General features: G+C 45.3%; 25 protein-coding genes. 17 read left to right on the forward strand and 8 right to left on the reverse strand.

Annotated features, from left to right (window positions below; genetic code table 11):
- The first annotated feature begins 19 nt into the window (after positions 1–19).
- Positions 20–2,194, forward strand: coding sequence for a DNA helicase II (uvrD, locus tag FFR00_RS16285; RefSeq protein WP_137674474.1), 2,175 nt, complete (start codon positions 20–22; stop codon positions 2,192–2,194).
- 29 nt (positions 2,195–2,223) lie between these two features.
- Here the strand turns inward: uvrD and rarD are convergent, their stop codons facing one another.
- The 3 genes from rarD to FFR00_RS16300 all read right to left on the reverse strand — a co-directional run bounded on the left by rarD (position 2,224) and on the right by FFR00_RS16300 (position 4,403).
- Entirely contained in the window at positions 2,224–3,132 is a 909-nt protein-coding gene (gene rarD / locus FFR00_RS16290) for an EamA family transporter RarD (RefSeq protein WP_137674475.1), read from the reverse strand.
- Positions 3,133–3,228: 96 nt separating this feature from the next.
- Positions 3,229–3,825 carry a hypothetical protein gene (locus FFR00_RS16295; RefSeq protein ID WP_137674476.1) on the reverse strand — a complete coding sequence of 199 codons (597 nt, stop codon included), beginning with the start codon at positions 3,823–3,825 and terminating at the stop codon, positions 3,229–3,231.
- Positions 3,826–3,938: 113 nt separating this feature from the next.
- Complete coding sequence (locus tag FFR00_RS16300; RefSeq protein ID WP_137674477.1) at positions 3,939–4,403, reverse strand: thioesterase family protein; 465 nt, start codon at positions 4,401–4,403, stop codon at positions 3,939–3,941.
- 143 nt (positions 4,404–4,546) lie between these two features.
- Between FFR00_RS16300 and recQ the strand changes: the two genes are divergently transcribed.
- The 4 genes from recQ to polA all read left to right on the forward strand — a co-directional run bounded on the left by recQ (position 4,547) and on the right by polA (position 11,229).
- Positions 4,547–6,334, forward strand: a complete 1,788-nt coding sequence (recQ, locus tag FFR00_RS16305) for a DNA helicase RecQ (protein ID WP_137674478.1) — start codon at positions 4,547–4,549, stop codon at positions 6,332–6,334.
- A 32-nt stretch (positions 6,335–6,366) separates the two neighbouring features.
- Positions 6,367–7,788 (forward strand): YdiU family protein, encoded by a 1,422-nt coding sequence (locus tag FFR00_RS16310; protein WP_137674479.1) that lies wholly within the window; start codon positions 6,367–6,369, stop codon positions 7,786–7,788.
- Complete coding sequence (locus tag FFR00_RS16315; protein ID WP_137674480.1) at positions 7,776–8,084, forward strand: hypothetical protein; 309 nt, start codon at positions 7,776–7,778, stop codon at positions 8,082–8,084. Before FFR00_RS16310 ends, FFR00_RS16315 begins: the two co-directional genes overlap by 13 nt.
- A gap of 388 nt (positions 8,085–8,472) precedes the next feature.
- Complete coding sequence (gene polA / locus FFR00_RS16320) at positions 8,473–11,229, forward strand: DNA polymerase I (protein WP_137674481.1); 2,757 nt, start codon at positions 8,473–8,475, stop codon at positions 11,227–11,229.
- A gap of 742 nt (positions 11,230–11,971) precedes the next feature.
- Here polA and FFR00_RS16325 read toward each other — a convergent pair.
- Complete coding sequence (locus FFR00_RS16325; protein WP_201798761.1) at positions 11,972–13,042, reverse strand: glycoside hydrolase family 43 protein; 1,071 nt, start codon at positions 13,040–13,042, stop codon at positions 11,972–11,974.
- A 283-nt stretch (positions 13,043–13,325) separates the two neighbouring features.
- Complete coding sequence (gene yihA, locus FFR00_RS16330; RefSeq protein WP_373681412.1) at positions 13,326–13,961, reverse strand: ribosome biogenesis GTP-binding protein YihA/YsxC; 636 nt, start codon at positions 13,959–13,961, stop codon at positions 13,326–13,328.
- A 137-nt stretch (positions 13,962–14,098) separates the two neighbouring features.
- Here yihA and FFR00_RS16335 point away from each other — a divergent pair, with 137 nt between their 5' ends.
- The 5 genes from FFR00_RS16335 (at position 14,099) to hemN (ending at position 17,830) form a co-directional block, all read left to right on the forward strand.
- Complete coding sequence (locus FFR00_RS16335) at positions 14,099–14,716, forward strand: cytochrome c (protein WP_137674483.1); 618 nt, start codon at positions 14,099–14,101, stop codon at positions 14,714–14,716.
- A 108-nt stretch (positions 14,717–14,824) separates the two neighbouring features.
- Positions 14,825–15,457: a methyltransferase domain-containing protein gene (locus FFR00_RS16340; RefSeq protein ID WP_161985193.1), complete on the forward strand. Its 633-nt coding sequence runs from the start codon at positions 14,825–14,827 to the stop codon at positions 15,455–15,457.
- Between the two features lie 10 nt (positions 15,458–15,467).
- Positions 15,468–15,992, forward strand: a complete 525-nt coding sequence (gene yihI / locus FFR00_RS16345; RefSeq protein ID WP_137674485.1) for a Der GTPase-activating protein YihI — start codon at positions 15,468–15,470, stop codon at positions 15,990–15,992.
- 5 nt (positions 15,993–15,997) lie between these two features.
- Positions 15,998–16,444 carry a DUF2489 domain-containing protein gene (locus FFR00_RS16350; protein WP_137674486.1) on the forward strand — a complete coding sequence of 149 codons (447 nt, stop codon included), beginning with the start codon at positions 15,998–16,000 and terminating at the stop codon, positions 16,442–16,444.
- Positions 16,445–16,456: 12 nt separating this feature from the next.
- Positions 16,457–17,830 (forward strand): oxygen-independent coproporphyrinogen III oxidase, encoded by a 1,374-nt coding sequence (gene hemN, locus FFR00_RS16355; protein ID WP_137674487.1) that lies wholly within the window; start codon positions 16,457–16,459, stop codon positions 17,828–17,830.
- A gap of 27 nt (positions 17,831–17,857) precedes the next feature.
- Here hemN and znuA read toward each other — a convergent pair whose 3' ends face one another.
- Positions 17,858–18,739 carry a zinc ABC transporter substrate-binding protein ZnuA gene (gene znuA, locus FFR00_RS16360; RefSeq protein WP_137674488.1) on the reverse strand — a complete coding sequence of 294 codons (882 nt, stop codon included), beginning with the start codon at positions 18,737–18,739 and terminating at the stop codon, positions 17,858–17,860.
- Between the two features lie 112 nt (positions 18,740–18,851).
- Here znuA and znuC point away from each other — a divergent pair, with 112 nt between their 5' ends.
- The 6 genes from znuC to aroE all read left to right on the forward strand — a co-directional run bounded on the left by znuC (position 18,852) and on the right by aroE (position 23,369).
- Positions 18,852–19,619, forward strand: a complete 768-nt coding sequence (gene znuC, locus FFR00_RS16365) for a zinc ABC transporter ATP-binding protein ZnuC (RefSeq protein WP_235836247.1) — start codon at positions 18,852–18,854, stop codon at positions 19,617–19,619.
- A gap of 2 nt (positions 19,620–19,621) precedes the next feature.
- Positions 19,622–20,410, forward strand: coding sequence for a zinc ABC transporter permease subunit ZnuB (znuB, locus tag FFR00_RS16370; protein WP_137674490.1), 789 nt, complete (start codon positions 19,622–19,624; stop codon positions 20,408–20,410).
- Positions 20,410–20,985, forward strand: coding sequence for a Sua5/YciO/YrdC/YwlC family protein (locus tag FFR00_RS16375; RefSeq protein WP_137674491.1), 576 nt, complete (start codon positions 20,410–20,412; stop codon positions 20,983–20,985). The genes znuB and FFR00_RS16375 overlap by 1 nt, the downstream gene beginning before the upstream one ends.
- A 28-nt stretch (positions 20,986–21,013) precedes the next feature.
- Entirely contained in the window at positions 21,014–21,952 is a 939-nt protein-coding gene (hemF, locus tag FFR00_RS16380) for an oxygen-dependent coproporphyrinogen oxidase (RefSeq protein WP_137674492.1), read from the forward strand.
- A gap of 118 nt (positions 21,953–22,070) precedes the next feature.
- Positions 22,071–22,451, forward strand: a complete 381-nt coding sequence (gene maoP / locus FFR00_RS21990; protein ID WP_137674493.1) for a DUF413 domain-containing protein — start codon at positions 22,071–22,073, stop codon at positions 22,449–22,451.
- Between the two features lie 99 nt (positions 22,452–22,550).
- Entirely contained in the window at positions 22,551–23,369 is an 819-nt protein-coding gene (gene aroE, locus FFR00_RS16390) for a shikimate dehydrogenase (protein ID WP_137674494.1), read from the forward strand.
- On the opposite strand, the gene FFR00_RS16395 is transcribed toward aroE, so the two are convergent.
- On the reverse strand, positions 23,359–23,802 hold the full coding sequence (locus FFR00_RS16395; protein WP_373681413.1) for a GNAT family N-acetyltransferase: 444 nt from the start codon (positions 23,800–23,802) through the stop codon (positions 23,359–23,361). The genes aroE and FFR00_RS16395 overlap by 11 nt on opposite strands.
- Positions 23,803–23,904: 102 nt before the next feature.
- Here FFR00_RS16395 and FFR00_RS16400 point away from each other — a divergent pair, with 102 nt between their 5' ends.
- The gene (locus tag FFR00_RS16400) at positions 23,905–24,165 is read left to right on the forward strand and encodes a DUF1488 domain-containing protein (RefSeq protein WP_137674496.1); all 261 of its coding nucleotides are present in this window, start codon (positions 23,905–23,907) and stop codon (positions 24,163–24,165) included.
- Here FFR00_RS16400 and FFR00_RS16405 read toward each other — a convergent pair.
- The gene (locus FFR00_RS16405; RefSeq protein ID WP_137674497.1) at positions 24,162–24,698 is read right to left on the reverse strand and encodes a gamma carbonic anhydrase family protein; all 537 of its coding nucleotides are present in this window, start codon (positions 24,696–24,698) and stop codon (positions 24,162–24,164) included. The two genes, FFR00_RS16400 and FFR00_RS16405, sit on opposite strands and share 4 nt — an antisense overlap.
- Positions 24,699–25,128: the final 430 nt, after the last annotated feature.

A 25,128-nucleotide genomic window follows, 5' to 3' on the forward strand; every position in this document is an offset into this window, starting at 1 on the left:
TACCCCTCAAGAGAGCACCATGGATATTTCTGAGCTGTTAGACGGCCTTAATGATAAGCAGCGCGAAGCCGTAGCTGCTCCCCCAAGTAATATGTTGTTACTGGCCGGTGCCGGTAGTGGTAAAACGCGCGTATTGGTGCACCGTATTGCCTGGTTAATGCAGGTAGAGAATGTTTCACCGCTATCTATTTTGTCGGTGACTTTTACCAACAAAGCTGCAGCCGAAATGCGCTCGCGGGTAGAAAAGTTAGTGGGCAACCGTTTCCAAGGCATGTGGATGGGGACGTTTCACTCCTTGGCGCATCGCTTATTACGCGCTCATAGTCGAGATGCTGGCCTGCCTGACGACTTTCAAATTATTGACTCCGACGACCAATATCGGCTGTTGCGCCGTTTAATTAAAGCGATGAATTTAGACGAGAAGCAGTGGCCAGCCAAGCAAGTTCAGTGGTATATCAATGCGCGCAAAGATGAAGGCCAACGCGCCGAGCATGTTGATTACAGTAATAATCCGATTGAGCGTCAGCAGCTAGAAATTTATCAGGCCTACCAGCAGGCTTGTGACCGCTCAGGTTTGGTCGATTTTGCCGAGCTGTTATTACGCGCTCATGAGTTGTGGCTAAAACAACCGCATATTCTGCAACACTATCAGCAGCGTTTTCGACATATTCTGGTAGACGAATTTCAAGATACCAACACCATTCAATACGCTTGGCTACGCATGTTGGTTACCGATCAGAATAACATCACTATCGTGGGCGATGATGACCAATCTATTTATGGTTGGCGCGGTGCAAAAATTGAAAATATTCAAAGCTTTGAATTAGATGTACCTAAAGTAAACACCATCTTGCTGGAACAAAATTACCGTAGTAGTGCCAATATTCTTAAGGCGTCTAATCACTTAATCGAAAACAACCAAGGGCGCATGGGCAAAAGCCTGTGGACCGACGACAAAGAAGGCGAGTTAATCTCTATCTATACCGCCTTTAACGATATTGACGAAGCTCGCTTTGTGGTTGCGCGTATACAGCAGCGAGTTGAAGAACAAGGTGCCAGCCTAGCTGATTGTGCCATTTTGTACCGAAACAATGCGCAGTCGCGGGTTTTGGAAGAAGCCTTGATGCAAGAACGCTTAGCCTACCGAATTTACGGCGGCCTGCGTTTCTTCGAGCGCCAAGAAATTAAAGATGCTCTGGCTTACCTACGCTTAATTAGTAATCCCCATGACGATGCCTCTTTTGAACGGGTGGTAAATACACCGACCCGTGGCATTGGCCAGCGCACCATTGAGTTATTGCGCCAAGCCGCGCGTGAGCAACAGTTAAGCCTATGGCAAGCGGTTGATTATTGTTTACAGCAAAATGCCTTGTCGGGTCGTGCGGCTAACGCAGTGAAACAGTTTATTGAATTGTTAGGCCAGCTAAAGCAGCAAACCCAAGAATTAGCATTAGGTGAGCAAACCGATTACGTGATTAAAGGCTCTGGCCTATTAGCCATGTACCAAGCGGAAAAAGGCGAAAAAGCCCAAGCGCGTGTAGAAAACTTAGACGAACTGGTCACTGCGACTCAGCAGTTTACTCAAATGGAAGAAGACCAAGATCTGTCTCCTTTAGTGGCGTTTCTCTCTCATGCGGCTTTAGAGGCCGGTGATAACCAAGCGGAGGCCGACGAAGCTGCAGTGCAGCTGATGACTTTGCACAGCGCTAAAGGTTTGGAGTTTCCAGTGGTCTTTTTGGTGGGTGTGGAAGAGGGCATGTTCCCAAGTCAGCAATCAGCCGAGGAGTCGGGTCGTTTAGAAGAAGAACGTCGCCTTTGTTATGTGGGCATGACCCGCGCCATGCAAAAGTTGTATTTATGCCACGCCGAAAGCCGTCGCTTGTGGGGCAAAGAAGTCTTTCACGCTCCTTCACGTTTTTTACGTGAGTTACCGAGCGAATGTTTAGATGAGATTCGTTTGAACACCGCAGTAAGCAGGCCAGTGCAACAAGGGCGTTTTTCTCATCAAATTCAGCAGGCTGCCTTTGATGATAGTGGCTTTAACCTTGGCCAGCGGGTCTCTCACCCTAAGTTTGGCGCAGGTATTGTGCTTAACTACGAGGGCTCTGGACAGCAAAGCCGCGTACAAGTGCAATTTGAAGAAGCCGGCGCTAAGTGGTTGGTATTGGCTTATGCGCGATTAGAAAAGATCTAAGCGTTAAAGAGAAACAAAGTAACAGCAGCCTACTGGGCTGCTTTTTTTTGTTGGCGTTGTTTGCGCTGGTTACGTAAGGCATCCCAAGTAAATACCCCTAAACCCACCCAAATAAAGGCAAAGGTGAGAAGTTTCATCGGTTCTAGCTCTTCACCGTAAACGCTGGTGGCTAACATAAACATCAATGATGGGCCGATATACTGGAAAAAACCAATGGTGGATAACCGTAAGCGGGTAGCTGCGGCAGCAAAGCACAGTAGCGGCAAGGTGGTAACTATGCCTGCGCTCAGTAACAACACATTAAGGCCTGTACTGTTATTGGTTAAGTGACTGGTTGGCGAATCAGCAAATATCCACAAATAAGCGGCAGCTAGCGGCAACAACCACAGGGTTTCTACAAATAAACCCGGTAGCGCACCCAGGTTAACCTTTTTCCGTAACAAGCCGTATATACCAAAACTTACCGCCAAACTCATGGCTATCCAAGGTAAAGAACCATAGCTAATAACCTGAATTAATACACCGATTAAAGCTAAGCCAATGGCTGCCCATTGGGCACGACGAAAGCGCTCGCCCAAAAACAGCATGCCTAATATCACGTTAAATAAAGGGTTGATGTAGTAACCCAAGCTGGCATCTAACATCCGATCGTTGTTAACTGCCCAAATAAAGATTAACCAGTTAATGCCAATAAGTACCGAGGTTAACGCCAAGGTCGCTAACTGTTTAGGGCGTTTAATCACCGCACTTACCGCCGACCATTGTTTACCCACACCCAGCAATACAGTGATAAATAAACAGGACCACACCACTCGATGCGCCAAAATCTCGTAAGCGGGCACCTCGGTCAGGCTTTTAAAATAGACGGGAGCAATTCCCCACATAATGTACGCGGCGAGAGCAAATATAACGCCGTGTTTAGCGGTTTGATTAGGCATAAAAAAGGAAAAAGGGAGAAAAGTCAGAGTAGTGTAGCAGGCGATTAGCTAAGCAGCCATATAATAAAAGGCTGTAATCAGCCTAGTTTCCGCTTATTACACTGCTGACGAAGTTTCGCAGTATAGCTTTTGCCAAATCTCAAAAAGAGCTGAGTCTTGCTGACAAAGAGTGCCGAGTTGTTTAAGTATTTTGGGCGTATTAGCCACTGGCTCTTCAAGTAGCAGGTGCAGTAGGTGTCCCAGCACACCATGAATAAAGCGATCGTTTAGCGGCTCATGGTAACTTTGCCAAGCTCGAACACAACTATACCCAGGAATAATATCGTTGGCGTAACTGGCGAGTATGCGCAAAGGCCAAGGGCGCTGAATTTCATCTTGCTTGTTTAAGCACTCTAAAAGTGGCTCTTGAATATGTAAATAACGCAGTCGGCAGCGATCGCGTTCGTTTAAGCAATCATCATGAATTTGCTCAAAGTGTTGCAGCTCTTGTTGGGGTTTTACAAATATACCTAATTGCTTACATTCAACAATTCGGTAATCAGGGAAGTGAGCAAAGTCACCGTATCCATTTAACTCGTGTTCTAACCATAGTTCCAAATCCTCATGTTCTAAGCTACTTGCGTGTTGCTGTGCTTCTAACAATAGTGCATCTAAGGTTTTGATTAATTGGGGAGAACTGAGAGTTGTACTCATGACTTTGCAAGCCCTATGTTGCAGTAGATTAGCTTGTTCAAGTATAGCTATAACTGGGTGAAATACTTGAAAATTGACGCAGAAATTACAGTTTAAATGGCAACTAAGCGTGGCTAGCCAACCAAGTAAGTGCCGGTACCAAAGGCAATGTGAGTACCCTCTTGATTATGTAGTTCCATACGAGTCACCGTGACTTTGTTACCGGAACGTATTACTTCTGCAGAGGCATAAAATACCTCACCAATACCGGGGCGCAAGTAGTCAATGCGTAAATCGATGGTGCCGGTTTTGCTGATTCGAGCCGATAATTCTTTGCTAGATAAATCTTCTAAGCGGTTGATCGCAGCCGCCGCAGCCGTCATTCCACCGGCTACATCCAAAATAGTTGCAGTAACCCCCCCATGCAAGATGCCATGAATGGGATTGCCTACTAACTTAGGGTCCATAGGCAATTTTAGCTTTACACCAGACGCACTGTATTCAACAAGATCAATGCCAAGTAACTGATTAAACGGCATTTGATTAATGAAAGTATCGGCGATGGCTTGTCGCCACTTTTGTTGTCGTGAGCTGGTCATCTTGCTTCCTTACAAAATTAAACGCTTGTTTAAATACTGTATAGTGAGAAAAGAATAAAGGCAAACCAAGACAAGACCGCAGCGCTTGATTACAATGGCCGACCGATTAAGTCACAACCCGGTTTTTGGATGTTTTACCTGTAATGCAACGCGCCCAGCAAGTTCTACAAGATGTCTTTGGTTTTTCCGAATTTAGAACCGGGCAAACGGCCATTATCCAGCGTTTGCTGGAAGACCAAGACTGCCTAGCGATTATGCCTACAGGTGGTGGTAAATCTCTGTGTTTTCAAATTCCGGCTTTGGTTAAACCGGGTTTAACCGTCGTTATTTCACCGCTTATCTCATTGATGAAAGACCAAGTAGACAGCTTGCAACACAATGGCGTTAATGCGGCTTACCTTAACTCTAGCTTAGAGCGTGACCAGCAGTTTCAAGTTTATAAAAGCTTGCAACAAGGTGAGCTAAAACTACTCTATATTTCACCGGAGCGTTTAATTAATGGGGATTTCTTGCAGCGCCTGCAAGAGCTATCTTTGGCGATGTTTGCCATTGATGAAGCACATTGTATCTCTCAGTGGGGCCATGATTTTCGGCCTGAATACAATGCATTAGGCTGCTTGAAACAAAACTTCCCTAATGTTCCTTTGGTGGCTTTAACCGCAACCGCCGACGACACCACGCGTTTAGATATCTTGCAGCGGCTTAACTTAGGTGAAGCCTTTACCCATATTTCAAGCTTTGATCGACCAAACATTCGTTATACCTTGCAAGAAAAGTATCGCCCATGGCAGCAGCTTAGTGAGTACGTAAAACGACGCCGCGAAGATAGTGGCATTGTGTATTGCAGTAGCCGTAAACGGGTTGAAGAACTGGCGTTGAAGTTAAGTGCTGAAGGTTTACGCAGCGCCGCCTACCATGCTGGCTTGCCTATTGCGCAACGCCAATTAGTGCAAGAGCAGTTTCAGCGAGATGAAATTGAAGTAGTGGTGGCCACTGTCGCTTTTGGTATGGGTATTGATAAACCTAATGTGCGCTATGTATTTCACTATGATATTCCGCGCAATATCGAAGCCTACTACCAGGAAACCGGTCGTGCTGGTCGTGATGGCACCGAAGCAGAAGCGGTATTTCTTTATGATCCTGCCGACGCTAACTGGGTGCGCAGAATTATTGAAGAGAACGAAAACGAACAACAGCGCCGCGTTGAAAGCCATAAATTTAACGCGATTGTGGCATTTGCCGAAGCGCAAACCTGCCGCCGCCAAGTATTGCTCAACTACTTTGGTGAGTATTTGGCTAAACCCTGCGGTAACTGCGACGTATGTTTAGATCCCCCCAAACAATATGACGGTCTGCAAGATGCGCAAAAAGCCCTGTCTTGTGTTTACCGTTTAGGTCAGCGCTTTGGTATTGGTTATGTTATCGAAGTATTGCGTGGCAGTATGAGCCAGCGTATTTTGGAACAGGGTCATGACAAACTCTCTACCCACGGTATTGGTAAAAGTGCTAGCCACGAGCACTGGATGAGTGTGTTAAGGCAGTTGATTCATTTAGGTTTGCTGCAGCAAAATATTGCGCGTAGCTCGGTACTACAATTAACCGAAGCTGCACGGCCCTTCCTTAAAGGTGACCAAGCTTTGTCGTTAGCCGTGCCGCGCTTAAACACCACCAAGCAAAGTAAAAAGACTGCCAGCTATGGGGTATATGATAAGCGTTTGTTTGCCTTGCTACGTAATTTGAGAAAGCGACTCGCCGACGAAGAATCGGTGCCGCCTTTTGTGGTGTTTAACGACGCCACCTTAATTGAAATGGCCCAGCAATTGCCGCAAACTCAGCATGAAATGTTAGCCATAAGTGGCGTGGGTTTGAAAAAATTAGAGCGTTACGGTTATCAATTCATGGGTTTAATAGACCAATACCAAGCCAGTTAACGGCGAGTTAGTTGCCAAAAAGAGGATCACATATGGAGTTTGTGAATCGTTTTTCCACCGCATTGCCCGAGCTCTGCCATCAGCAGCAGCCTACGCCTTTGCAAGATCCTGAGTTGGCCATTGTTAGCCATGATGCCGCAGCATTGCTTGGCTTTGACAAAACCTTTATGGCTGGTCCCGAAGCCTTAGGTTTAACCGCTGGCAAGCTATTAATTGAAGGCATGCAGCCGGTATCTACGGTGTATGCTGGTCATCAGTTTGGCGGCTATTCTCCGCAATTAGGCGATGGCCGAGCGTTGCTACTCGGCGAGCTTAAAACAGCGCAAGGCGACTACTGGGAACTGCAGCTAAAGGGCTCTGGGCTCACTCCTTTTTCTCGCCAAGGCGACGGAAAAGCTGTATTGCGTTCCACCATTAGAGAATTTTTGGCCAGCGAAGCGATGGCTGCACTAGGCATTGCGACAACTCGCGCATTGAGTTTGTCGGTGGGCAGTGGTTTAGTTCAACGAGAGCGTTTTGAGAAAGAAGCGATGTTAGTGCGCATGGCGCCTAGTCATATTCGTTTTGGCCATTTTGAATACCTTTATTATCAGCAACAAACTCAGCCCTTAAAGCGTTTAATCGATTTTTGTTTAGAGCACTATTTTAGTGATTGCCTAACACACCAAAATCCAGTGTTGGCAATGTTGCAGCAGGTAGTCGATAGCACTGCGTTAATGATTGCCAAATGGCAAGCCGAAGGCTTTTGTCATGGAGTGATGAATACCGACAATATGTCGATACTCGGGCTCACCATTGATTATGGTCCTTATGGCTTTTTAGATGATTATAATCCCGGCCACATTTGTAATCACAGCGATCACTATGGCCGTTATGCCTTTAACCAGCAGCCTGGTGTAGGTTTATGGAATTTACAGCGTTTAGCCCAAGCCTTGTCAGACTATGTACCTAGCAACCAAGCTGAACCTTTATGGATGCGCTATCAGCAAACAATTAACCAGCACTATCAGGGCTTGATGTTAAGCAAACTAGGGTTGACGCAATGGCAAGATGAAGACGAAGCGTTGTTGGGCCAATGGCTTAGCTTATTGGCCGAACAGAAAGCTGACTATCATCAAAGTATGCGGGCTTTGGCTGCACCTTTAGCACAGCTACCCGAGACATTTTCGGTAGCGTGGCACACATGGTTAGGCCGTTATTCAGAGCGTTGTCAGCAAAATGAACGCAGTCAGCAACACCGTATTGCGGCTATTAAACAGCACGTACCAGAATATGTATTGCGTAATTATTTGGCGCAACAAGTAATAGAAAAAGCAGAACAAGGCGATTATGCAGAGTTACACGCCCTGCATCAGGCTATGTCTCAACCTTTTACCCAGCAGCACGGCGCACAGCGTTTTGCGGCACCGCCGCCAGATTGGGGGAAGTGTTTGGAGATCTCATGCAGCAGTTAACGCCCTTATTTGAAGTGCTTGAAGAGCATGGAGTGATTAAACTTAATCACTTATTTGAAGAACAGCAGTTTTTGGCTCAAGCGCAAGACTTTATTGAACAACAAGCTTGGCCTATTTCGTTTGCCGAACAAGGGGCCGATTGGTTGGTACTGGGCTTTTACCTAGAGCAGCAATTGTGGTGGTGGCGTTTTGATGCCCTAACCGAAAGTGCTTGGTTTGAATGCGCGAATAGTGAGCACTTTCAAGCCAGCTGTACGCCCTTACTGGCTGTGTTAAAACATGCCAGTTTTGGATAAACAAAATTAAATTTTCAGGCTGGTTAAAATGTGATCCATTACAAGGTTTCGCTCAGAGGAATCTTCTATATTAATCCACCTGCTTGAGCTGAGTTGATTATTAATTCACCGGCATAGGCAAGAAAAGCAATGTCATGGAATGATGTTTTCCACAATAAGGAAAGTGTTCACCGCTCCAATTTTTTGCCTTTCAATCTCCGTAAGTAACTGAAATAAATGATTTTACGATTTCTCCATTAAGCTTGTGATTTTTTCGCGAGAGAATGCTTGCTGTTTGTCAACAGAGTTATCCACAATTTATCCGAGGCTACAACGCTTAGCTCTGGTGCATTTAGGGTGGCTGTGGCATCATCGAGCGCAATGAAAATCTGAACTTTGGATCTCGGTTATGGCAACCCTCCCCGATCAGCCTTTGGTATTAGTTGATGGCTCTTCTTACTTGTACCGCGCATTTTATGCTCCCCCTCATTTAACCAACTCAAAAGGCGAAGCCACGGGCGCTGTTTACGGTGTTATTAATATGCTGCGCAGTTTGCTTAAGCAGTTTCAGCCTGAGCATATAGTGGTGGTGTTTGATGCCAAGGGTAAAACCTTCCGAGATGACATCTATAAAGAGTACAAAGCAAATCGCCCCTCAATGCCTGATGATTTGCGTAGCCAAATTGAGCCGCTGCATGCGGTCATTAAAGCGATGGGTTTACCAATGGTTGCTACGCCCGGTGTAGAAGCCGATGACGTTATTGGCACCCTGGCTAAACAAGCTTCAGCCGAAAACAAAGCCGTAGTCATTAGCACTGGCGATAAAGACATGGCGCAGCTAGTGGATGACAACATCACTCTGATCAATACCATGACGGATACGGTAATGGATCGAGAAGGCGTGATAGAGAAATTTGGCGTACCGCCTGAGCTAATTATCGATTATTTAGCTCTAATGGGCGACAAGGTCGATAATATTCCCGGTTTACCAGGGGTTGGCGAAAAAACTGCACTGGCGATGTTGCAAGGCATTGGTGGCGTAGAACAATTATTAGCTGACCCCGATGCCGTTGCTCCGCTGGGTTTCCGTGGCTCTAAAACCATGCCAAAGAAATTGCGCGAGCACGGCGAAGATGCGCGTTTATCTTATCTCTTAGCCACCATTAAGTGCGATGTGGACGTAGGCTTTAGCATGGACGACATGCAGCGTACGGCAGAAGATAAAGATGCCCTAGTAAAACTATTTGGTGAGTTAGAGTTTAAACGTTGGCTGAGTGAAGCATTAAGCAAGGGATCGATAGCAAGCGATGCAGCTGATGCACCCGCTGAAGATGCCTCGCCAGCGCCTGCAATAACCGGCGAATACGAAACAATTTTAACTGAGCAGCAGTTTGAGCAATGGTTTAAGCAGCTAAATAGCGCAGACTTGATTGCCATTGATACCGAAACTACCTCGCTTAATTACATGCAAGCCGAGTTAGTCGGTTTGTCGTTTGCAGTAGAAGCAGGCAAAGCCGCTTATTTACCGGTGGCTCATGACTACTTAAATGCGCCAGAGCAGCTAGAACGCGATTGGGTATTAGAAAAGCTGAAACCTTTATTGGAAGATCCCAATAAAGCGAAAGTAGGACAAAATCTAAAGTACGACGCGAGTGTACTGGCACGTTATAACATCGATTTACAAGGCATTAAGTACGACACCATGTTGGAGTCATACGTGCTTAATAGCACGATTACTCGCCATGATATGGACTCCTTATCTCTACAATACTTGCAACATAAAACCATCAAGTTTGAAGATATTGCAGGTAAAGGCGCTAAACAACTTACCTTCAATCAAATTGAGCTAGAAGTGGCTGCACCTTATGCCGCAGAAGACGCCGATGTCACTCTACGTCTGCACCAAACCTTATGGGCAAAATTGGAGCAAGAGCCAAAACTTAAAAGTCTGTTCGAAGAAGTAGAGCTGCCTTTAGTGAGTGTATTGTCTAAGACTGAGCGTCAGGGAGTGCGTATCGACAGCCAACGATTGGCAGCGCATAGCTTGTCGCTAGGCGAGCGCATCGACGGTTTAGAGAAGCAGGCGCATGAGCTAGCGGGTGAACCCTTTAACCTAGGTTCTCCTAAGCAATTGCAAACTATTTTGTTTGAGAAAATGGAACTGCCAATTGTTAAGAAAACACCAAAAGGTGCACCCTCAACAGCCGAAGAAGTACTGCAAGAGTTAGCCTTAGATTACGCCTTGCCTAAAGTGATTTTAGAGTACCGTAGCCTATCTAAACTTAAGTCGACTTATACTGACAAGCTACCAAAAATGGTAGAGCCAAGTACAGGCCGTGTACATACCTCATATCATCAGGCCGTTACTGCTACTGGTCGTTTTTCGTCTACCGATCCTAACTTGCAAAATATCCCTATTCGCCATGAAGAAGGGCGTAAAGTGCGTCAGGCCTTTATTCCCGCTGATGGCTATAAGTTAGTGGCGATCGATTACTCACAAATTGAGTTACGGATTATGGCCCACCTTTCACAAGATCCTGGCTTGTTAAAAGCGTTTGCGGCTGGCGAAGATGTGCATAAAGCCACTGCCGCCGAAGTGTTTGGCAAGGAGCTAGAAGCGGTGAGTGCTGACGAACGCCGTAGCGCAAAAGCGATTAACTTTGGCTTAATTTATGGCATGAGCGCGTTTGGTTTAGCTAAGCAGTTAGGCATTGCCCGTGCTGATGCGCAAAACTACATGAATCGCTATTTTGAGCGTTATCCAGCAGTGCATGATTACATGGATAGTACTCGTGATTTTTGCCAAGAGCATGGATATGTAGAAACATTTTTTGGCCGCCGTTTATACCTACCCGAGATTAACTCGCGTAACGGAATGCGTAAAAAAGCGGCTGAGCGCGCGGCGGTCAATGCGCCAATGCAAGGTACCGCCGCCGATATAATTAAAAAGGCGATGATCGCAGTAGCCGATTGGTTAAGCACTCAACCAGTAGAACATTGCAAAATGTTGATGCAGGTTCACGATGAATTAGTGTTTGAAGTACTCGAGTCAGAGCTAGAGCGAATTGTTCCAAAATTAACGCAATTAATGGAACAGGCTGTTACGCTCGATTTACCTTTGGTGGCTGAATCTGGAGTGGGTGAAAACTGGGATGAAGCCCACTAGGCGATAAATTTATATCAATAGAGGAGGCTTTAGCCTCCTTTTTTTGTGCCTTTTTTATTTCAGATTTACTTGGTAATTTTGAAAACCTTTTCGCGTAATTTTAAAACTCATATATACCTCTAAAGTGAAATTTCCTTACAAAAAGTGCTTTATTTTTCATCGATGATGCTCTAGAGTAACTCTTGTAGGGTACAGAGGTAAGATGTTCTATCTTTCAGACCTTTATTTCACGTAGTTGAAAAAGGCTATTTTGCCGCCTCGACAGTCATCTGTCGGGGCGTTTTTTTATCTAAATTCCAGTCACCGTGCGGAGTTAGGGCCCTTAATTTATTGTGTCCCTGTTTCAGTCAAACCTACTCGCCGCCGATTGTTTCTTTTTTTCTTTTATTTGGTTGTTTAATTACGATATTTGGAAATATAAGCTCGTAATTCTCCGCTATTCATCTTTATTTATTACAAGAAACACTGCTTTAGTCACAGCTTCTGGCTACATGGTGAAATAAAAAATACAACTTTTTAGAAAGTAGTGTGAACTAATTCATTTTCAGCGGGTCATAATTAGTGCAATTGGAATAGTGCTTTCAGTTTTTAAGAATTCTTTTCTTACATGCCTCATCAAACGATGGGGCTTTTTTTTGCCTGTCATTTACAGTATAAACTGCTGTGGCCAATGACATGGAAAAACGGTGTTTTGGAGACATAAAAAACGCCACGAGTGTGGCGTTTTTTCAGCTGCGTATTACTAGTCGTAATAAGGCTTAATCACCTCAATTTTGCCCGCGTCGTCAATATTTAACTCCGCCATCTTAATACTGCGTAAATGGGTTTGTCCGGCAGATAGTGTGCTGTCGTGGTAGAACAGATACCATTTGCTTTGGTATTTAACGATAGAGTGGTGAGTTGTCCAACCCAATACTGGCTCAAGAATAACGCCTTCATAGCGGAATGGCCCATAAGGAGAGCCACTGCTCGCGTAAGCAATTTTGTGAGTATCACCGGTTGAGTAAGACAAATAGTAGCGCCCGTTGTGCTTATGCAGCCATGGGCCTTCAAAGTAACGACGTTCGTTATCTCCGGCTAACAGCAAGTCGCCATTTTCATCAACAATGTCGATCTCTTTTGGTGTTTCAGAAAACTCCAGCATGTCGTCGGTCATTTTAGCAACGAAAGGCTTTAAGGCGATTTCGTTATCGGCTGGGAATTGCTCTTCACCAAACTCACCGTTACGCCAGTTTTGTAATTGACCACCCCATAGACCACCAAAGTACATGTAGTGGCTACCATCGTCGTCTTTAAATACCGCAGGGTCGATACTAAAGCTGCCTTCAATAGCGTTTGCTTGCGGAACAAATGGCCCCTCTGGACAGTCGCCTACAGCAACCCCAATTTGGAAAATGCCATCGTAGTTACGGGCTGGAAAGTATAGGTAGTACTTGCCATCTTTCTCGGCGGCATCGGGTGCCCACATTTGCTTTTCAGCCCAAGGTACATCTTTTACATCTAGCGCATTACCGTGATCACTCACTACGCCAAATGGACGGTCGAGAGAGAATACGTGGTAGTCACGCATATCAAAGTGATCACCGTTGTCATTCAGTGGCTGGCCGTTATCTACATCGTGAGATGGGTAGATGTATAGCTTGTCGTTAAATACATGGGCAGAAGGGTCTGCCGTATACATATGGGTTACTAGCGCGCCGCTAATGGGTTTTAACTGTTCGGCACGTGCCTTGTCGGCTGTGGTTACCGCTTCAGCGTCGCTGATCTCGCTAGGTTCTTCAATCCTAGTCTCGGTTGCATCATTCACGCTCATGGTGTTTCCTCGTTAAGTTTTGCGCCAGTATAGCGATCTGCATTCTCATAACCTTTACGTTCTTCGGTAGCCTAATTGCAAAATTTTCCCATCGACGACAATTTCTCATAAAACTATGAGCGAGTGCACAGCTAGTGGGTTTGGCTATGAAACTTCATGAAACAAAAAGCGGGTTCAACCACGACAAGCGATGTGTAGCATTTTGTTTTTGTGGGAACAGTGAGCGAGAATAAAGAGGGGGGGAGATTTAAGGCTTGCTGCGGTTGAGCAAGCCTAGCGGCATTTACTCAGCGCTTTGAGCTTGTTCTTCTACATGTTGGTCAAACCAAGTTACAAGGGCATTTTGCAGTAAATCTAGGCCTTGTTTCTTTAACGAGGAAAAACCTTCTACACGAACGTTACCACCAAACTCTTTGGCGGTTTCTCGGCCTTTTAAAATAGCCGCTTTACGCGCGCCTTGTTTTAGCTTGTCTGATTTGGTTAGCAAGGCAAGTACAGGCAAATCACAATCTACCGCCCATTGAATCAATCCGGCATCGGTATCTTTAAATGGATGGCGAATATCCATAAGTACCACTATGCCTTTTAAGCTTTGGCGATCTTGTAAATACTCCGACAAGGATTTTTGCCACTTTTTCTTCACTTCTTCTGGTACCTGAGCAAAACCATAGCCCGGTAAGTCGATTAAGCGAAAACCGTCCATTATTTCAAAAACGTTAATTAATTGAGTACGCCCCGGTGTTTTACTGGTTCGTGCTAAACTTTTTTGGCGGGTTAAGGTATTTAATGCACTCGATTTTCCAGCATTTGAGCGGCCAGCAAAGGCGATTTCAATCCCGCTGTCTTCGGGCATGGCGTGAATATCGGGGGCGCTGGTAATAAAGTGGGTGTTTTGAAAATGATATTGCGCCATGGCGATGTTGAGCTCCACAAGGAAATTAGGGTAATACATTACGTTTTTGGCAAAATTGTGTAAAATAATGCCGTTACTGGACTCGCTAAGTGTATCACGGGCACCAGTGTGTGGTTTGGAATAATACTAATAAATGGAATGTCATGAAAAAACTTACCTTAGTTTTAATGTTAATGGCGGGTGTAGCCAGTCCGGTTTGGGCGAAGGGAGATGCTGTGGCCGGAGAGCAAAAATCAGCAACTTGTAAAGCTTGTCATAACGAACAAGGCGAAGCAGCTGGTTATCCTAAATTAGAAGGCCAACACGCCGGTTACTTGGTGAAACAGCTAAAAGAATTTAAAGCCGGCGCAACCAGCGGCGGTACAGAAGGGCGTAACAACGCCGTAATGGGTGGCATGGCAATGCCATTATCTGACCAAGATATGCAAGATTTGGCGGCTTATTACTCAGGCCAATCAATGAGTCCAAACACTACCGCACCAGAGTTTGTAGAAGCGGGCCAGAAGTTATATATGGGTGGCGATTTAGAGCGTGGCATTGCTGCATGTACTGCTTGTCATGGCCCTCGTGGTGTTGGTCAAAGCTTAGCGGGCTTCCCACGAATATCTTCACAATACGCAGGTTACATTAAGAGCCAGTTAGAATTGTTCCGTAGTGGAGAGCGCGCCAACGACATGAACGGCATGATGCGAGACGTAGCTGCAAAACTAAGCGATAAAGATATTGAGTTGTTATCGCAATACCTTGGTGGTTTACACTAAGCGTTAACTGGGCAGCGCTCGCTGCCCAGCTCTATTGATTTATTATTCGCCATCTTAGCGCTTAGTGTTACACTTGCGCCCCTAAAAAATACGGCAAGGTGCTGATTGGTGAAATGTCCACTTTGTTGTGCCGCATCACCAAGCGATTTTTATCGCAATAAATGTAGTCAATATTGGCATTGCCCAAGCTGTGATTTGATCTTTCTAGACCCAAATGACCTGCTAAGTGCAGACGCTGAAAAAGCGCATTACGATTGCCATAATAATGATCCGCAAGACCAAGCGTATTTAGGTTTTTTACGGCAAGTTAGTGAACCAGTTGTGGCAGCACTAACGCACCAAGCAATTGGCTTAGATTTTGGTTGTGGGCCGGGCCCAGCTTTGGCACTGTTGCTAGAGCAAGCAGGGCATCAGTTACTGAACTATGATCCAATATATTATCCCGATGAGCAGCTATTAACTCAGACTTATCGGTTTGTGACGTGCAGCGAAGTGGCAGAGCACTTTAATTTTCCAGAGCACGCTTGGCAGCGTTTGATATCACTGGTTCAGCAGCCGGGTTTATTAGCCGTAATGACTAAACGCCATAGTGGAACTAAGGTTTTTCCGCAGTGGTATTATAAAAATGATCCTACTCATGTGGCGTTTTATAGTGATAAAACATTTGCGTGGTTAGCCGAGCATTATCAGATGAAGTTGGAGATAGTGAGCCCCAGTGTGGCGCTATTCCATAGAGTTTAAGGTAAATAACATGGCCAGAAAAAAGAATCGTAAAGGTGGGTTAATCGGGGTACGCAAGGACCCTGATTTTAAGTCTAAACGAGTTGCTGTTCCTGAAACGGTAACTAAAGGTAAGGGTAAAACCTCGGGCAATCGTCAGCAAGAAGCTGAGCAAGTTAAGCAAGACACCATTGCCAAGCAAAAAACTGATCCACGCCACGGCAGCAAAACACCGGTTGTACTGGGTGTTGCTAAACCTGTAGCGGCGAAAAAAGTGGCTAAGCCAGCACCTGCTAAGCAGCCATTGACGCCAGAAAAAGAGTTAGCTCTGTTAGAAGCCGATACGCGCCTCGAAAGCCTGATTGATGTATTAGAAGAAGGCGGTGAAATTAGCAAAAAAGAACAGCAATGGGTCGATTTACAATTAGCTCGCCATGCTGAGTTGCTGGCTGAGTTAGGCCTATCGGAAGACGCCGAAGAAGCCGAAGCTTTAGACGATGACGAGCAGCTATGGCGCTCGCTAAATAGCTCTTCTTTGGATCAGTATAAGGATTAATACAGATGGTCTGGTGGCTGGTGGCAGCAACAGTAATTGTTGTAGCGTTGGCAGTATATGCGGCGTTATTGGTGGGGCGTTTGTTGGGGCAACGAAAAGTCATTCAACACGCGGTGGCCAAGCGTAATGAAAACCTAGTAAACGACATTCGTTATATTGCTAAAGCCATGCAAGAAGACCGCTGCGGCTTATCGGAAGGTGTGATAAGAGTCAGCAATTTGTTGCTTGCTCTGCAAACGCCAGAGCTTATTGATTGGGCGCAACGCTTTCCGTCGGTGTTTCAGTTATACAATGCGGTAAAAGAATTGCCTACTCATGAGGCGCGCAATACCCTGCCGTTGCAGCAGCGTATGCGCCAAGATCTTGAGCGAGAAGCTGAAGAAAAAGCCTTAGAGAAACTTATATTGCAAGAAGCCGAAGCACTGACACAGCTCAGTGTAAACGCGCTCTAGGAGATAACTCAGATGTCAGTATCAACGGTGGATTGGGATCAGCAACTAATCGAGAAGTACAACTACTCGGGACCACGCTACACCTCTTATCCTACGGCCTTAGAGTTTAATGAAGAGTTTGGCCAAGCCCAGTTTACCGTGGCCAGTGAAAAGTTTCCTGAGCGAGATTTATCACTGTATGTGCACATTCCTTTTTGCCATAAGCTTTGCTACTACTGCGGCTGTAATAAGGTGATTACCCGTCATCAACACAAAGCTGATATTTACCTTGATTACTTAGAGCAAGAAATAGCCCTACAAGCGCCACGATTTAAGCAACGCAAAGTGAGCCAAATGCATTGGGGCGGTGGCACACCAACTTACCTTGAGCCCGAACAACTAAAACGACTCACTAGCCAGCTGTTTAGTCAGTTTAGTTTTGCTGAAGGTGCAGAAATTAGTATTGAAGTTGACCCGCGTGAGATTGAGCTTTCTACTATCGATTTGCTGGCCGAATTAGGCTTCAACCGTTTAAGCCTAGGTGTGCAAGACTTTAATAAACAAGTACAGCAAGCGGTTAATCGAGACCAAGATGAAGATTTTATTTTTGCCTTGGTAGAGCGCGCTAAAGCAGTGGGCTTTAACTCGGTAAATATCGATCTCATATACGGTTTACCGCACCAAACCCGTGATAGCTTTAAGCAAACCTTAGCGCGGGTGATTGACCTAGACCCAGACCGTTTATCGGTATTTAACTATGCCCATTTGCCGAGCCGTTTTGCTGCTCAGCGAAAAATAGATGAAGCTGCAATGCCAAGCAGTGATGAACGCTTAGGTATACTACGTGACAGCATTGAGTTTTTAACCACTCACGGTTATCAGTTTATTGGTATGGACCACTTTGCCAAGCCAGACGACGAATTGGCGATTGCCCAGAACAAAGGCGAGTTACATCGTAACTTCCAAGGTTATACCACTCAGGGTGAAGCCGACTTATTGGGTTTAGGTGTTTCGTCTATTTCTATGTTGGGCGATGCTTACAGCCAAAATCAAAAAGACTTAAAAACCTACTACGCACAAATCGACCAACAGGGTCACGCACAGTGGAAAGGCATAGCACTTAATCAAGATGATTTGATTCGTCGCGAACTGATTAAAACCTTGATCTGTAATTTTCAATTATCGTTTAGCGATATTGAACAACAATTTAATTTGGATTTTCAGGCTTACTTTGCTGAAGACCTCGTGTTACTCAAACCTTTTGTTGAAGACGGTTTAGTGAGCATGAGCAATGAAGAGATTATAGTGACCAATAAAGGGCGCTTACTGATCCGAAATATTTGTATGTGCTTCGATGTTTATTTTCGCAGCCAGGCGCGGCGGCAACAGTTTTCTCGAGTGATTTAAAAAACGGAGCCTAGGCTCCGTTTTTTATTAGTGGCTTAAGCAATCTGAGTAAGCATCGGCTAACTGCTGCAGTAATTTAAAGTAACCGTCTTTATTATTGTTCACGCTTATACCCAATGGATCGAGCATGCTAATTTTAGCCCCGCTGTGTTGGCTAATGCTTTCTAGCAAAGCGCCGTCAAATTGGGGTTCAGCAAAAATACACTTGGCTTTACCTTGCTCCAGTTGCTGGCGAATGTTCAGCAGGCTTTTTGCGCCAGGGCGACGCTGAGGATTGATGGTGAATTCGCCTAAGCGATTTAAAGCAAACTGGCGCTCAAAATAACTATAACCATCGTGAAAAACAAAATACCCTTGTTGTTGAACCGGCGCTAATTGCTGACTAATGCTTTGCTCAAGCTTATCGAGGTGTTGATTAAAGCGCGTTAACTGTTGCTGAAAGTGTTCGCTAGTCTCCGGCATTTTACTTATTAATTTTTCGGTGATGGCGGCAGCTATCACTCGGGCTTCGCTTGGGCCCAACCAAATGTGCGGGTCAACATCATGATGGTGGCCCTCATGATCATGATGCTCGTGGCCTTTGTCACCATCAATGAGATCCAAACTCGGCAAATCAAGCAATGCCAACTGAGAAGTATCGGTTTGACTAAGAGGTTTACTTAAAAAGGGTTCTAGTTCATCACCGACCCAAATTAATAAATCGGCTTCACGAATCGCTCTTACATCAGAAGGGCGCAAAGCATAATCGTGTGGCGATACGTTAGGGCTTACCAAGTAATCAACGGCTAATTCGCCTTCAGTAAGGCTGGTTACAATTAGCTGTAGGGGTTTAATACTTACCAGTATGTTTGGGTTGGTAGCCCAACTTGGCGCAGCAATTAACATAACGATAAAAAACAGTTTACGCATAAAGGCTTTTTGAGGTGATTTGGTAAAATAATACGATAGTGTAACATCTAGTGTAGAATAGCGCGCCCCACGCTAAACTCGCTGGGGACATACACGCTAATTTTTCTATAGGATGCAGGGATTGACCACCTTACTCTCACTGAACAACATCTGTGTTAGCTTTGACGACCGCATGGTACTCGACCATGTTTCGTTGGAACTTAATCGCGGCCAAATAACTACCTTAATTGGCCCTAATGGCGCAGGTAAAAGTACCCTCATAAAAGTGATTTTGGGTTTAATCTCGGCAGATTCGGGCAACATCGCGCGTGCCTCTAAGCTACGCATTGGCTATGTACCGCAAAAAATTAGCCTTGATGAGTCCTTCCCGCTAACCGTAGAGCGCTTTCTTAAGCTGGCTCGTCATTCATCGAAAGCGGGTTTAACCAAAGTAATTAGTCAGTTAAGCATTAGTCGCTTGCTCGACCGACAAATGGTGCGTTTGTCTGGCGGTGAAATGCAGCGAGTATTGCTGGCGCGAGCGCTGCTTGGTGAACCGCAATTGTTGGTGTTAGACGAACCGGTGCAAGGGGTAGATATCTCTGGGCAAATAGAGTTATATCAATTGATAGCTGATATTGCCCAGCAAATTGGTTGTGGCGTATTGTTGGTCTCTCACGATTTACATCTAGTGATGGCGGGTACCGACCACGTTATTTGTTTGAACCATCATGTTTGTTGTCATGGTGAACCAGAAAGTGTTGCTCAGCACCCTGAGTTTGCGCGTTTGTTTGCCCAAAATGAACGGCAACAATTGGCCGTGTATACCCACCATCATGTTTGTGATGAACACGACCATGAACATCATCACCCGCAGCCCAGCTCTGAAGAGAATAACTAAGCATGGATGACTTTTTAATTAATGCCTTACTGGCGGGTTTAGGCATTGCGGTACTCGCTGGGCCTTTGGGTTCTTTTATGGTGTGGCGCCGTTTAGCCTATTTTGGCGATACCTTGGCACATGCTTCATTACTGGGTGTTGCTTTAGGTTTATGGCTGCAAATTAACCCAGTGATAGCCGTGGTATTTAGTGGCGTAATGTTGGCGGTGATTTTGTTGTCACTGCAACGCTATAAGCAGCTGGCTAGCGATACTTTGTTAGGTATTATGGCGCACTCTGCCCTGTCGTTAGGTTTAGTGGTTGTGGCCCTAATGGACAACGTGCGTATTGATTTAATGGCTTATTTGTTCGGTGATTTACTGGCCGTTACTCAGCAAGACTTATTATGGATTTGGGGCGGTGGTGCCGTGGTATTGGCTATTTTACTTAGCCAATGGAATAAGTTGTTATCGGCTACGGTTAATGAGCAAATTGCCGAAGTGGAAGGGGTGAATGTTGGTTTAATGCGCGCTTTATTACTGCTGTTATTAGCAGTGGTAGTGGCGATTGCCATGAAAATTGTTGGCGCATTAATTATTAGCTCCTTGTTATTAATCCCTGCAGCGACTGCCCGTCGTTTAAGTCGTTCGCCGGAGCAAATGGCGGTATTTGCCATCGTATTTGGTGCTATCTCGGTGGTCTTAGGTTTATGTTTGTCTTGGTATCAAGATACGCCAGCAGGGCCTTCGGTGGTGGTATGTGCCGCACTACAGTTTTTGTTAATTCACAGTTTGGTAAAAGTGCAAAAATAATGACCCAGCCTACTCAACGCCCCATCACCACAAACACCAGTGAAGTCGTCACTGTTCTACAGCAAGGCGCAGTGATAGCCTACCCAACCGAAGCGGTGTTTGGTTTGGGCTGTGACCCAGATAACCAACAAGCAGTATCAAAAATTTTGCAGATAAAGCGCCGTCCAGTGGAAAAGGGGCTGATCTTGTTAGCCTCAGAGCTTGCGCACTTATTACCCTATATTGATTATTCAGCCCTAAGTGCCGAGCAGCAGCAGTTATTGGTGAGCAAGCAAACTCGGCCCACTACTTGGTTAGTGCCCGTTTCAGCCGCTACACCCAAGTGGATTTCTGGTCAGTTCAGCAGTGTTGCGGTGCGTTTAACCTCACACCCACTGGTGGCTGATATCTGTCAGCGTTGGGGCAAGCCTTTAGTGTCTACCTCGGCTAATTACAGCGGAGAAATACCAGCTGCAAATGCTGAGCAAGCTGCCTTGTTAACGGGCGTAGACTTAGTGGTTGACGGCCCTTTGGGTAAGGCTAAGCAAACCAGCCAAATCAAAGATATTTTTACTGGCGAAGTGATTCGCGCTTAACCCTTAATTACTAGGTGAAGGATCCGGCATGCAAGACGTTAACATTGAAGCAGTGCGACAGTTTTTTTTGCAGTTGCAACAAACTATTTGTCAGCAACTTGAGCAACAAGACGGCGAAGCCAGTTTCTTCCACGACGATTGGCAGCGTGACCCAGCCGAGCATAATGGTTTAACCGGTGAAGGACGTACCCGCGTACTTACCAATGGCAAGGTGTTTGAACAAGCCGGGGTTAACTTTTCCCATGTTTGTGGCAAACAAATGCCAGCATCGGCCACTGCACAACGCCCAGAACTAGCCGGTCGTCATTTTGAAGCCATGGGGGTGTCTTTGGTGATTCATCCTAACAATCCAATGGTGCCAACCTCACATGCTAATGTGCGGTTTTTTGTGGCAGAGAAAGAAGGCGAAGCACCTATATGGTGGTTTGGTGGCGGCTTTGATTTAACCCCTTATTATGGTTTTGACGAAGACTGTATTTCTTGGCATCAAACTGCTGCAGACTTGTGCCAACCTTTTGGTGAAGAGGTATATCCAAAATACAAAGCGTGGTGCGACCGCTACTTTTACTTAAAACACCGTAACGAAACTCGTGGCGTTGGTGGCTTATTCTTTGATGATCTTAACGAAACCGGCTTTGCCCAAAGTTTTGCTTTTACTCAAGCGGTGGGAGAAGGCTTTTTGAAGGCCTACTTGCCCATTGTTGAACGACGAAAAAATACGCCGTTTAATGAGCAACAGCGTGACTTCCAATTGTATCGCCGTGGTCGTTATGTAGAGTTTAACTTGGTCTACGACCGGGGCACCTTATTTGGTTTGCAGTCGGGTGGGCGAACTGAGTCTATTCTTATGTCTTTACCGCCTTTAGTTAAGTGGCGATACAATTGGCAGCCAGAAGCAGGTAGTGCAGAAGCGCAACTTTATCAACGTTATTTGATGCCGCAAGACTGGCTAAACCCGTCAGTTTGAACACTGTAAAAAAAGCGACTTATTTTCTTGCCAAAATGACCACTATGGATTAAATATTTTAAGGCTTAGTGTTATCAAACTAAGCCATAAAAATGTCTTATTAGTTGAGTCTTAAGCTATGAATGGATCGTTTTTAGCAAAACGTCGGTTTTTCGATGACAAACACTTTCGCCGTGGCTTTTCTCGCAGCGGCGCCTTCACCATTAAAGAAGCAGAGTTATTAGAACGCTGCGGTAGTGCCTTTAAAGAACTCGATGAATCTACTCGCGAACCTATTGACGATATTGAGTCGATTTTTATATCAGTATGTCGTGGTGTGTCAGAGCCAGAAACCGCTGAACAAAAAGTGTGGCTAAAATATAAAAAGCTTACTGGCCGCAAGGCATTTCATGGTTTGGTCAGTAATCCACCCAAGACCGGTGCCAACGACGCGCCAGTAAATGATGATAACAATGAGGTGGATGATGTTGATGCCCCTGAGTTAGACGAAGACGATTAAGACCAAGCCAAAAGGTGCGCTATATTTTCAAGATTGCGCTTTGGCTTTTGCTTAAAGCCTTGTTAAGGTGACTTATTATTTGTTTATGTAGTGCGCCTAATGGATTTATACGCAGTATTTGGCAACCCAATTAGCCAATCAAAATCTCCTTTTATTCATACCTTGTTTGCCCGCCAAACCCAGCAACAGTTAACTTACACCGCCATTGAGCCTGCAGAAGACGGCTTCGCTCAAGCGCTAACTGCGTTTTGGCAAGATGGAGGAAAAGGTTGCAACATTACCGCGCCATTTAAAGAGCAAGCTTATCAAGCTGCGCAGCAACATACCGAGCGGGCTTTATTAGCTGGTGCCGTGAATACCTTAAAACTCACCGACGATGGTGTGATATTGGGCGACAATACCGACGGTGCGGGTCTTGTGGCAGATCTAATTGCTAATTTTGGAGAGCTTAATGGTTTACGTATTTTGCTGTTAGGTGCTGGTGGTGCGGCGCGAGGTGTATTACGCCCACTATTAGAGCAGCAACCCAGCGAAGTTCTCATTGCCAATCGTACCGTAAGTAAAGCAGAAGCCTTAGCAGAACGTTTTAGTGACTTTGGCAATATTAATGCGAGCTCTTTTGAAGCCGTCGCTGGCGAGTTTGATATTGTGATCAACTCAACCTCAGCGGGATTAAAAGGTGAGCTTCCTCCGCTTAAGGCCGAGGTGATTACCAAACATACCCGTTGTTACGACATGACTTATTCGGCTGAGCTTACCGCTTTTAATGCCTGGGCCAGCGAACAAGGCGCTGCTAAAGTTGTTGATGGCTTAGGAATGTTAGTGGGCCAAGCGGCTGAAAGCTTTACGGTATGGCGCGGTATTCGCCCTGGTTTTCGTCAAGTATTGCGCGAGTTACGCCGCAACCTTAGTCGTTAGCTTTTATTTCCATGCCTACGTGTGGAATATTGTCTTCAAGATAGGGCTTCGTGCAGATATCGAAACCAAGGCTTTGATAGAAATCTTCTAGATAACGCTGGGCAGAAATATGAATAGTGGCGGCTGGCCAATGTTGTTGGCAATAGTTTATAGCGTGGCGCATTAATTGTTGGCCGAGTCCTCTGCCACGAGCGGCTTTAGCCGTCACTACTCTGCCAATACTCGAATCAAGAGGCTCTGGTGGAAAAACTCTGGCGTAAGCGAGCAATTGACCATCTTCACTGCCTAATAGATGTAAGGCCTGTGGGTCACGTCCATCCACATCTTGGTAAGGGCAGTCTTGTTCCACAACAAAAACGGCTTCACGCAGGGCGATCATTTGGTATAGCTGCTGAGTACTTAGCTCCTCAAAACGTAACCATTGCCAATTTATCATCTATATTTCACTTGCAGTTTGCATATACCGAAGCAACACTTTAAAAAGACTTAGCATAAATAACAACAACTAAGCCTTACTAGGCGGAGCCGCTATATTATGAATCAAAGCATTATTATAAGTGATGACCAGCGCTGGCAAGCGGTGAATCAACAGGTCGAATTCAGTGCTCAAGTCATGGGGGCGAAAGTACAATGTGCAGTACGTAAGAGTACCCTCGAGCATCTAGTCGGCTTACCGTTAACTAACGACGACAAAATGCTAGAGGCCTACCATAGTGTTCAATTCGATATCGAAGAATTGCTAGAACAAAAGTTACAACAAGAAGATTTTGAATCAAACGGCAATATTATTGTTTAAAGTTGTTCTTCTAAGTACTTCTGCTTTAAACGAACATAATTATCAGCTGATTCACTTAAAAAGGCTTTTTCTTTGTCATTTAATGGTCGAGCTTGTTTCACTGGGCTACCCATATATAAGTATCCAGACTCCAAACGTTTATGAGGTGGCACCAAACTACCCGCACCAATCATTACATCGTCTTCTACAACAACGCCATCCAATACTATTGCTCCCATGCCAACCAATACTCGGCTACCAATAGTGCAACCATGCAGCATTGCTTTATGACCCACGGTGACATCCTCACCAATAATTAAGGGATAGCCATGCGGAGGGTTTTCAGTTTTGCGAGTTACATGTAGCACACTGCCGTCTTGTACATTAGAGCGAGCACCGATCTGTATGTGGTTTACATCGCCACGTGCAGCGACCAAGGGCCAAATGCTTACGTCGTCACCTAGTTTGATTTCTCCGTACAGCACCGCGCTTGGGTCAACCCATACTTCTTTACCTAAAATGGGGCTAAAACCAGAAAAAGACTTCACGCTCATTACTTACTCCACTTATGATTAGCTCGCTATAGTTTCAGCTTACGTCATCCTTAGTGGAATAAAAACTGCCTAATCGTGCTTTACTGCTATTTAAGACTAATGGTTAATTCCTTGTTTTACCCTATAGTCGGTAGCCTATAGGTAAAGAACGAGGGTTTAGTGAGTCGAGTTTTCTACAGGCTGCTACGTCTAAAATGATCAAATATGGGCATGATAAGTGTGTTTAATGAGCGCTTGGTGCAAATAGTGTTCATAAAGGCAGTTATTTTCATTTTTCTGTAATAAACGCTTGCGCTACAGAATCGGATCCCTATAATGCGACTCCACTGACACGGCAAGCGGCGCTGCAAAGCGATGTAGAAACGATGTCAGGGTTGGTAAGGCCTGAGGCTTTATTAACGGCGCAAAAACTTCTTCTTAATTAATATTA

The sequence above is a fragment of the Agarivorans sp. Toyoura001 genome (assembly GCF_005405585.1).
In the GTDB taxonomy this organism is placed as follows: domain Bacteria; phylum Pseudomonadota; class Gammaproteobacteria; order Enterobacterales; family Celerinatantimonadaceae; genus Agarivorans.

Bases quoted from the DNA above. Each gene is read 5' to 3' on its own strand.
- FFR00_RS16325 (WP_201798761.1), bottom strand. From the start codon at position 13,042: ATGAGCGTGAATGATGCAACCGAGACTAGGATTGAAGAACCTAGCGAG.
- yihI (WP_137674485.1), top strand. From the start codon at position 15,468: ATGGCCAGAAAAAAGAATCGTAAAGGTGGGTTAATCGGGGTACGCAAG.
- polA (WP_137674481.1), top strand. From the start codon at position 8,473: ATGGCAACCCTCCCCGATCAGCCTTTGGTATTAGTTGATGGCTCTTCT.
- FFR00_RS16350 (WP_137674486.1), top strand. From the start codon at position 15,998: ATGGTCTGGTGGCTGGTGGCAGCAACAGTAATTGTTGTAGCGTTGGCA.
- rarD (WP_137674475.1), bottom strand. From the start codon at position 3,132: ATGCCTAATCAAACCGCTAAACACGGCGTTATATTTGCTCTCGCCGCG.
- FFR00_RS16400 (WP_137674496.1), top strand. From the start codon at position 23,905: ATGAATCAAAGCATTATTATAAGTGATGACCAGCGCTGGCAAGCGGTG.
- FFR00_RS16310 (WP_137674479.1), top strand. From the start codon at position 6,367: ATGGAGTTTGTGAATCGTTTTTCCACCGCATTGCCCGAGCTCTGCCAT.
- znuC (WP_235836247.1), top strand. From the start codon at position 18,852: ATGCAGGGATTGACCACCTTACTCTCACTGAACAACATCTGTGTTAGC.
- uvrD (WP_137674474.1), top strand. From the start codon at position 20: ATGGATATTTCTGAGCTGTTAGACGGCCTTAATGATAAGCAGCGCGAA.
- FFR00_RS16315 (WP_137674480.1), top strand. From the start codon at position 7,776: ATGCAGCAGTTAACGCCCTTATTTGAAGTGCTTGAAGAGCATGGAGTG.
- FFR00_RS16375 (WP_137674491.1), top strand. From the start codon at position 20,410: ATGACCCAGCCTACTCAACGCCCCATCACCACAAACACCAGTGAAGTC.
- maoP (WP_137674493.1), top strand. From the start codon at position 22,071: ATGAATGGATCGTTTTTAGCAAAACGTCGGTTTTTCGATGACAAACAC.
- FFR00_RS16405 (WP_137674497.1), bottom strand. From the start codon at position 24,698: ATGAGCGTGAAGTCTTTTTCTGGTTTTAGCCCCATTTTAGGTAAAGAA.
- znuB (WP_137674490.1), top strand. From the start codon at position 19,622: ATGGATGACTTTTTAATTAATGCCTTACTGGCGGGTTTAGGCATTGCG.
- FFR00_RS16295 (WP_137674476.1), bottom strand. From the start codon at position 3,825: ATGAGTACAACTCTCAGTTCTCCCCAATTAATCAAAACCTTAGATGCA.
- FFR00_RS16335 (WP_137674483.1), top strand. From the start codon at position 14,099: ATGAAAAAACTTACCTTAGTTTTAATGTTAATGGCGGGTGTAGCCAGT.
- recQ (WP_137674478.1), top strand. From the start codon at position 4,547: ATGCAACGCGCCCAGCAAGTTCTACAAGATGTCTTTGGTTTTTCCGAA.
- hemF (WP_137674492.1), top strand. From the start codon at position 21,014: ATGCAAGACGTTAACATTGAAGCAGTGCGACAGTTTTTTTTGCAGTTG.
- znuA (WP_137674488.1), bottom strand. From the start codon at position 18,739: ATGCGTAAACTGTTTTTTATCGTTATGTTAATTGCTGCGCCAAGTTGG.
- aroE (WP_137674494.1), top strand. From the start codon at position 22,551: ATGGATTTATACGCAGTATTTGGCAACCCAATTAGCCAATCAAAATCT.
- hemN (WP_137674487.1), top strand. From the start codon at position 16,457: ATGTCAGTATCAACGGTGGATTGGGATCAGCAACTAATCGAGAAGTAC.
- FFR00_RS16300 (WP_137674477.1), bottom strand. From the start codon at position 4,403: ATGACCAGCTCACGACAACAAAAGTGGCGACAAGCCATCGCCGATACT.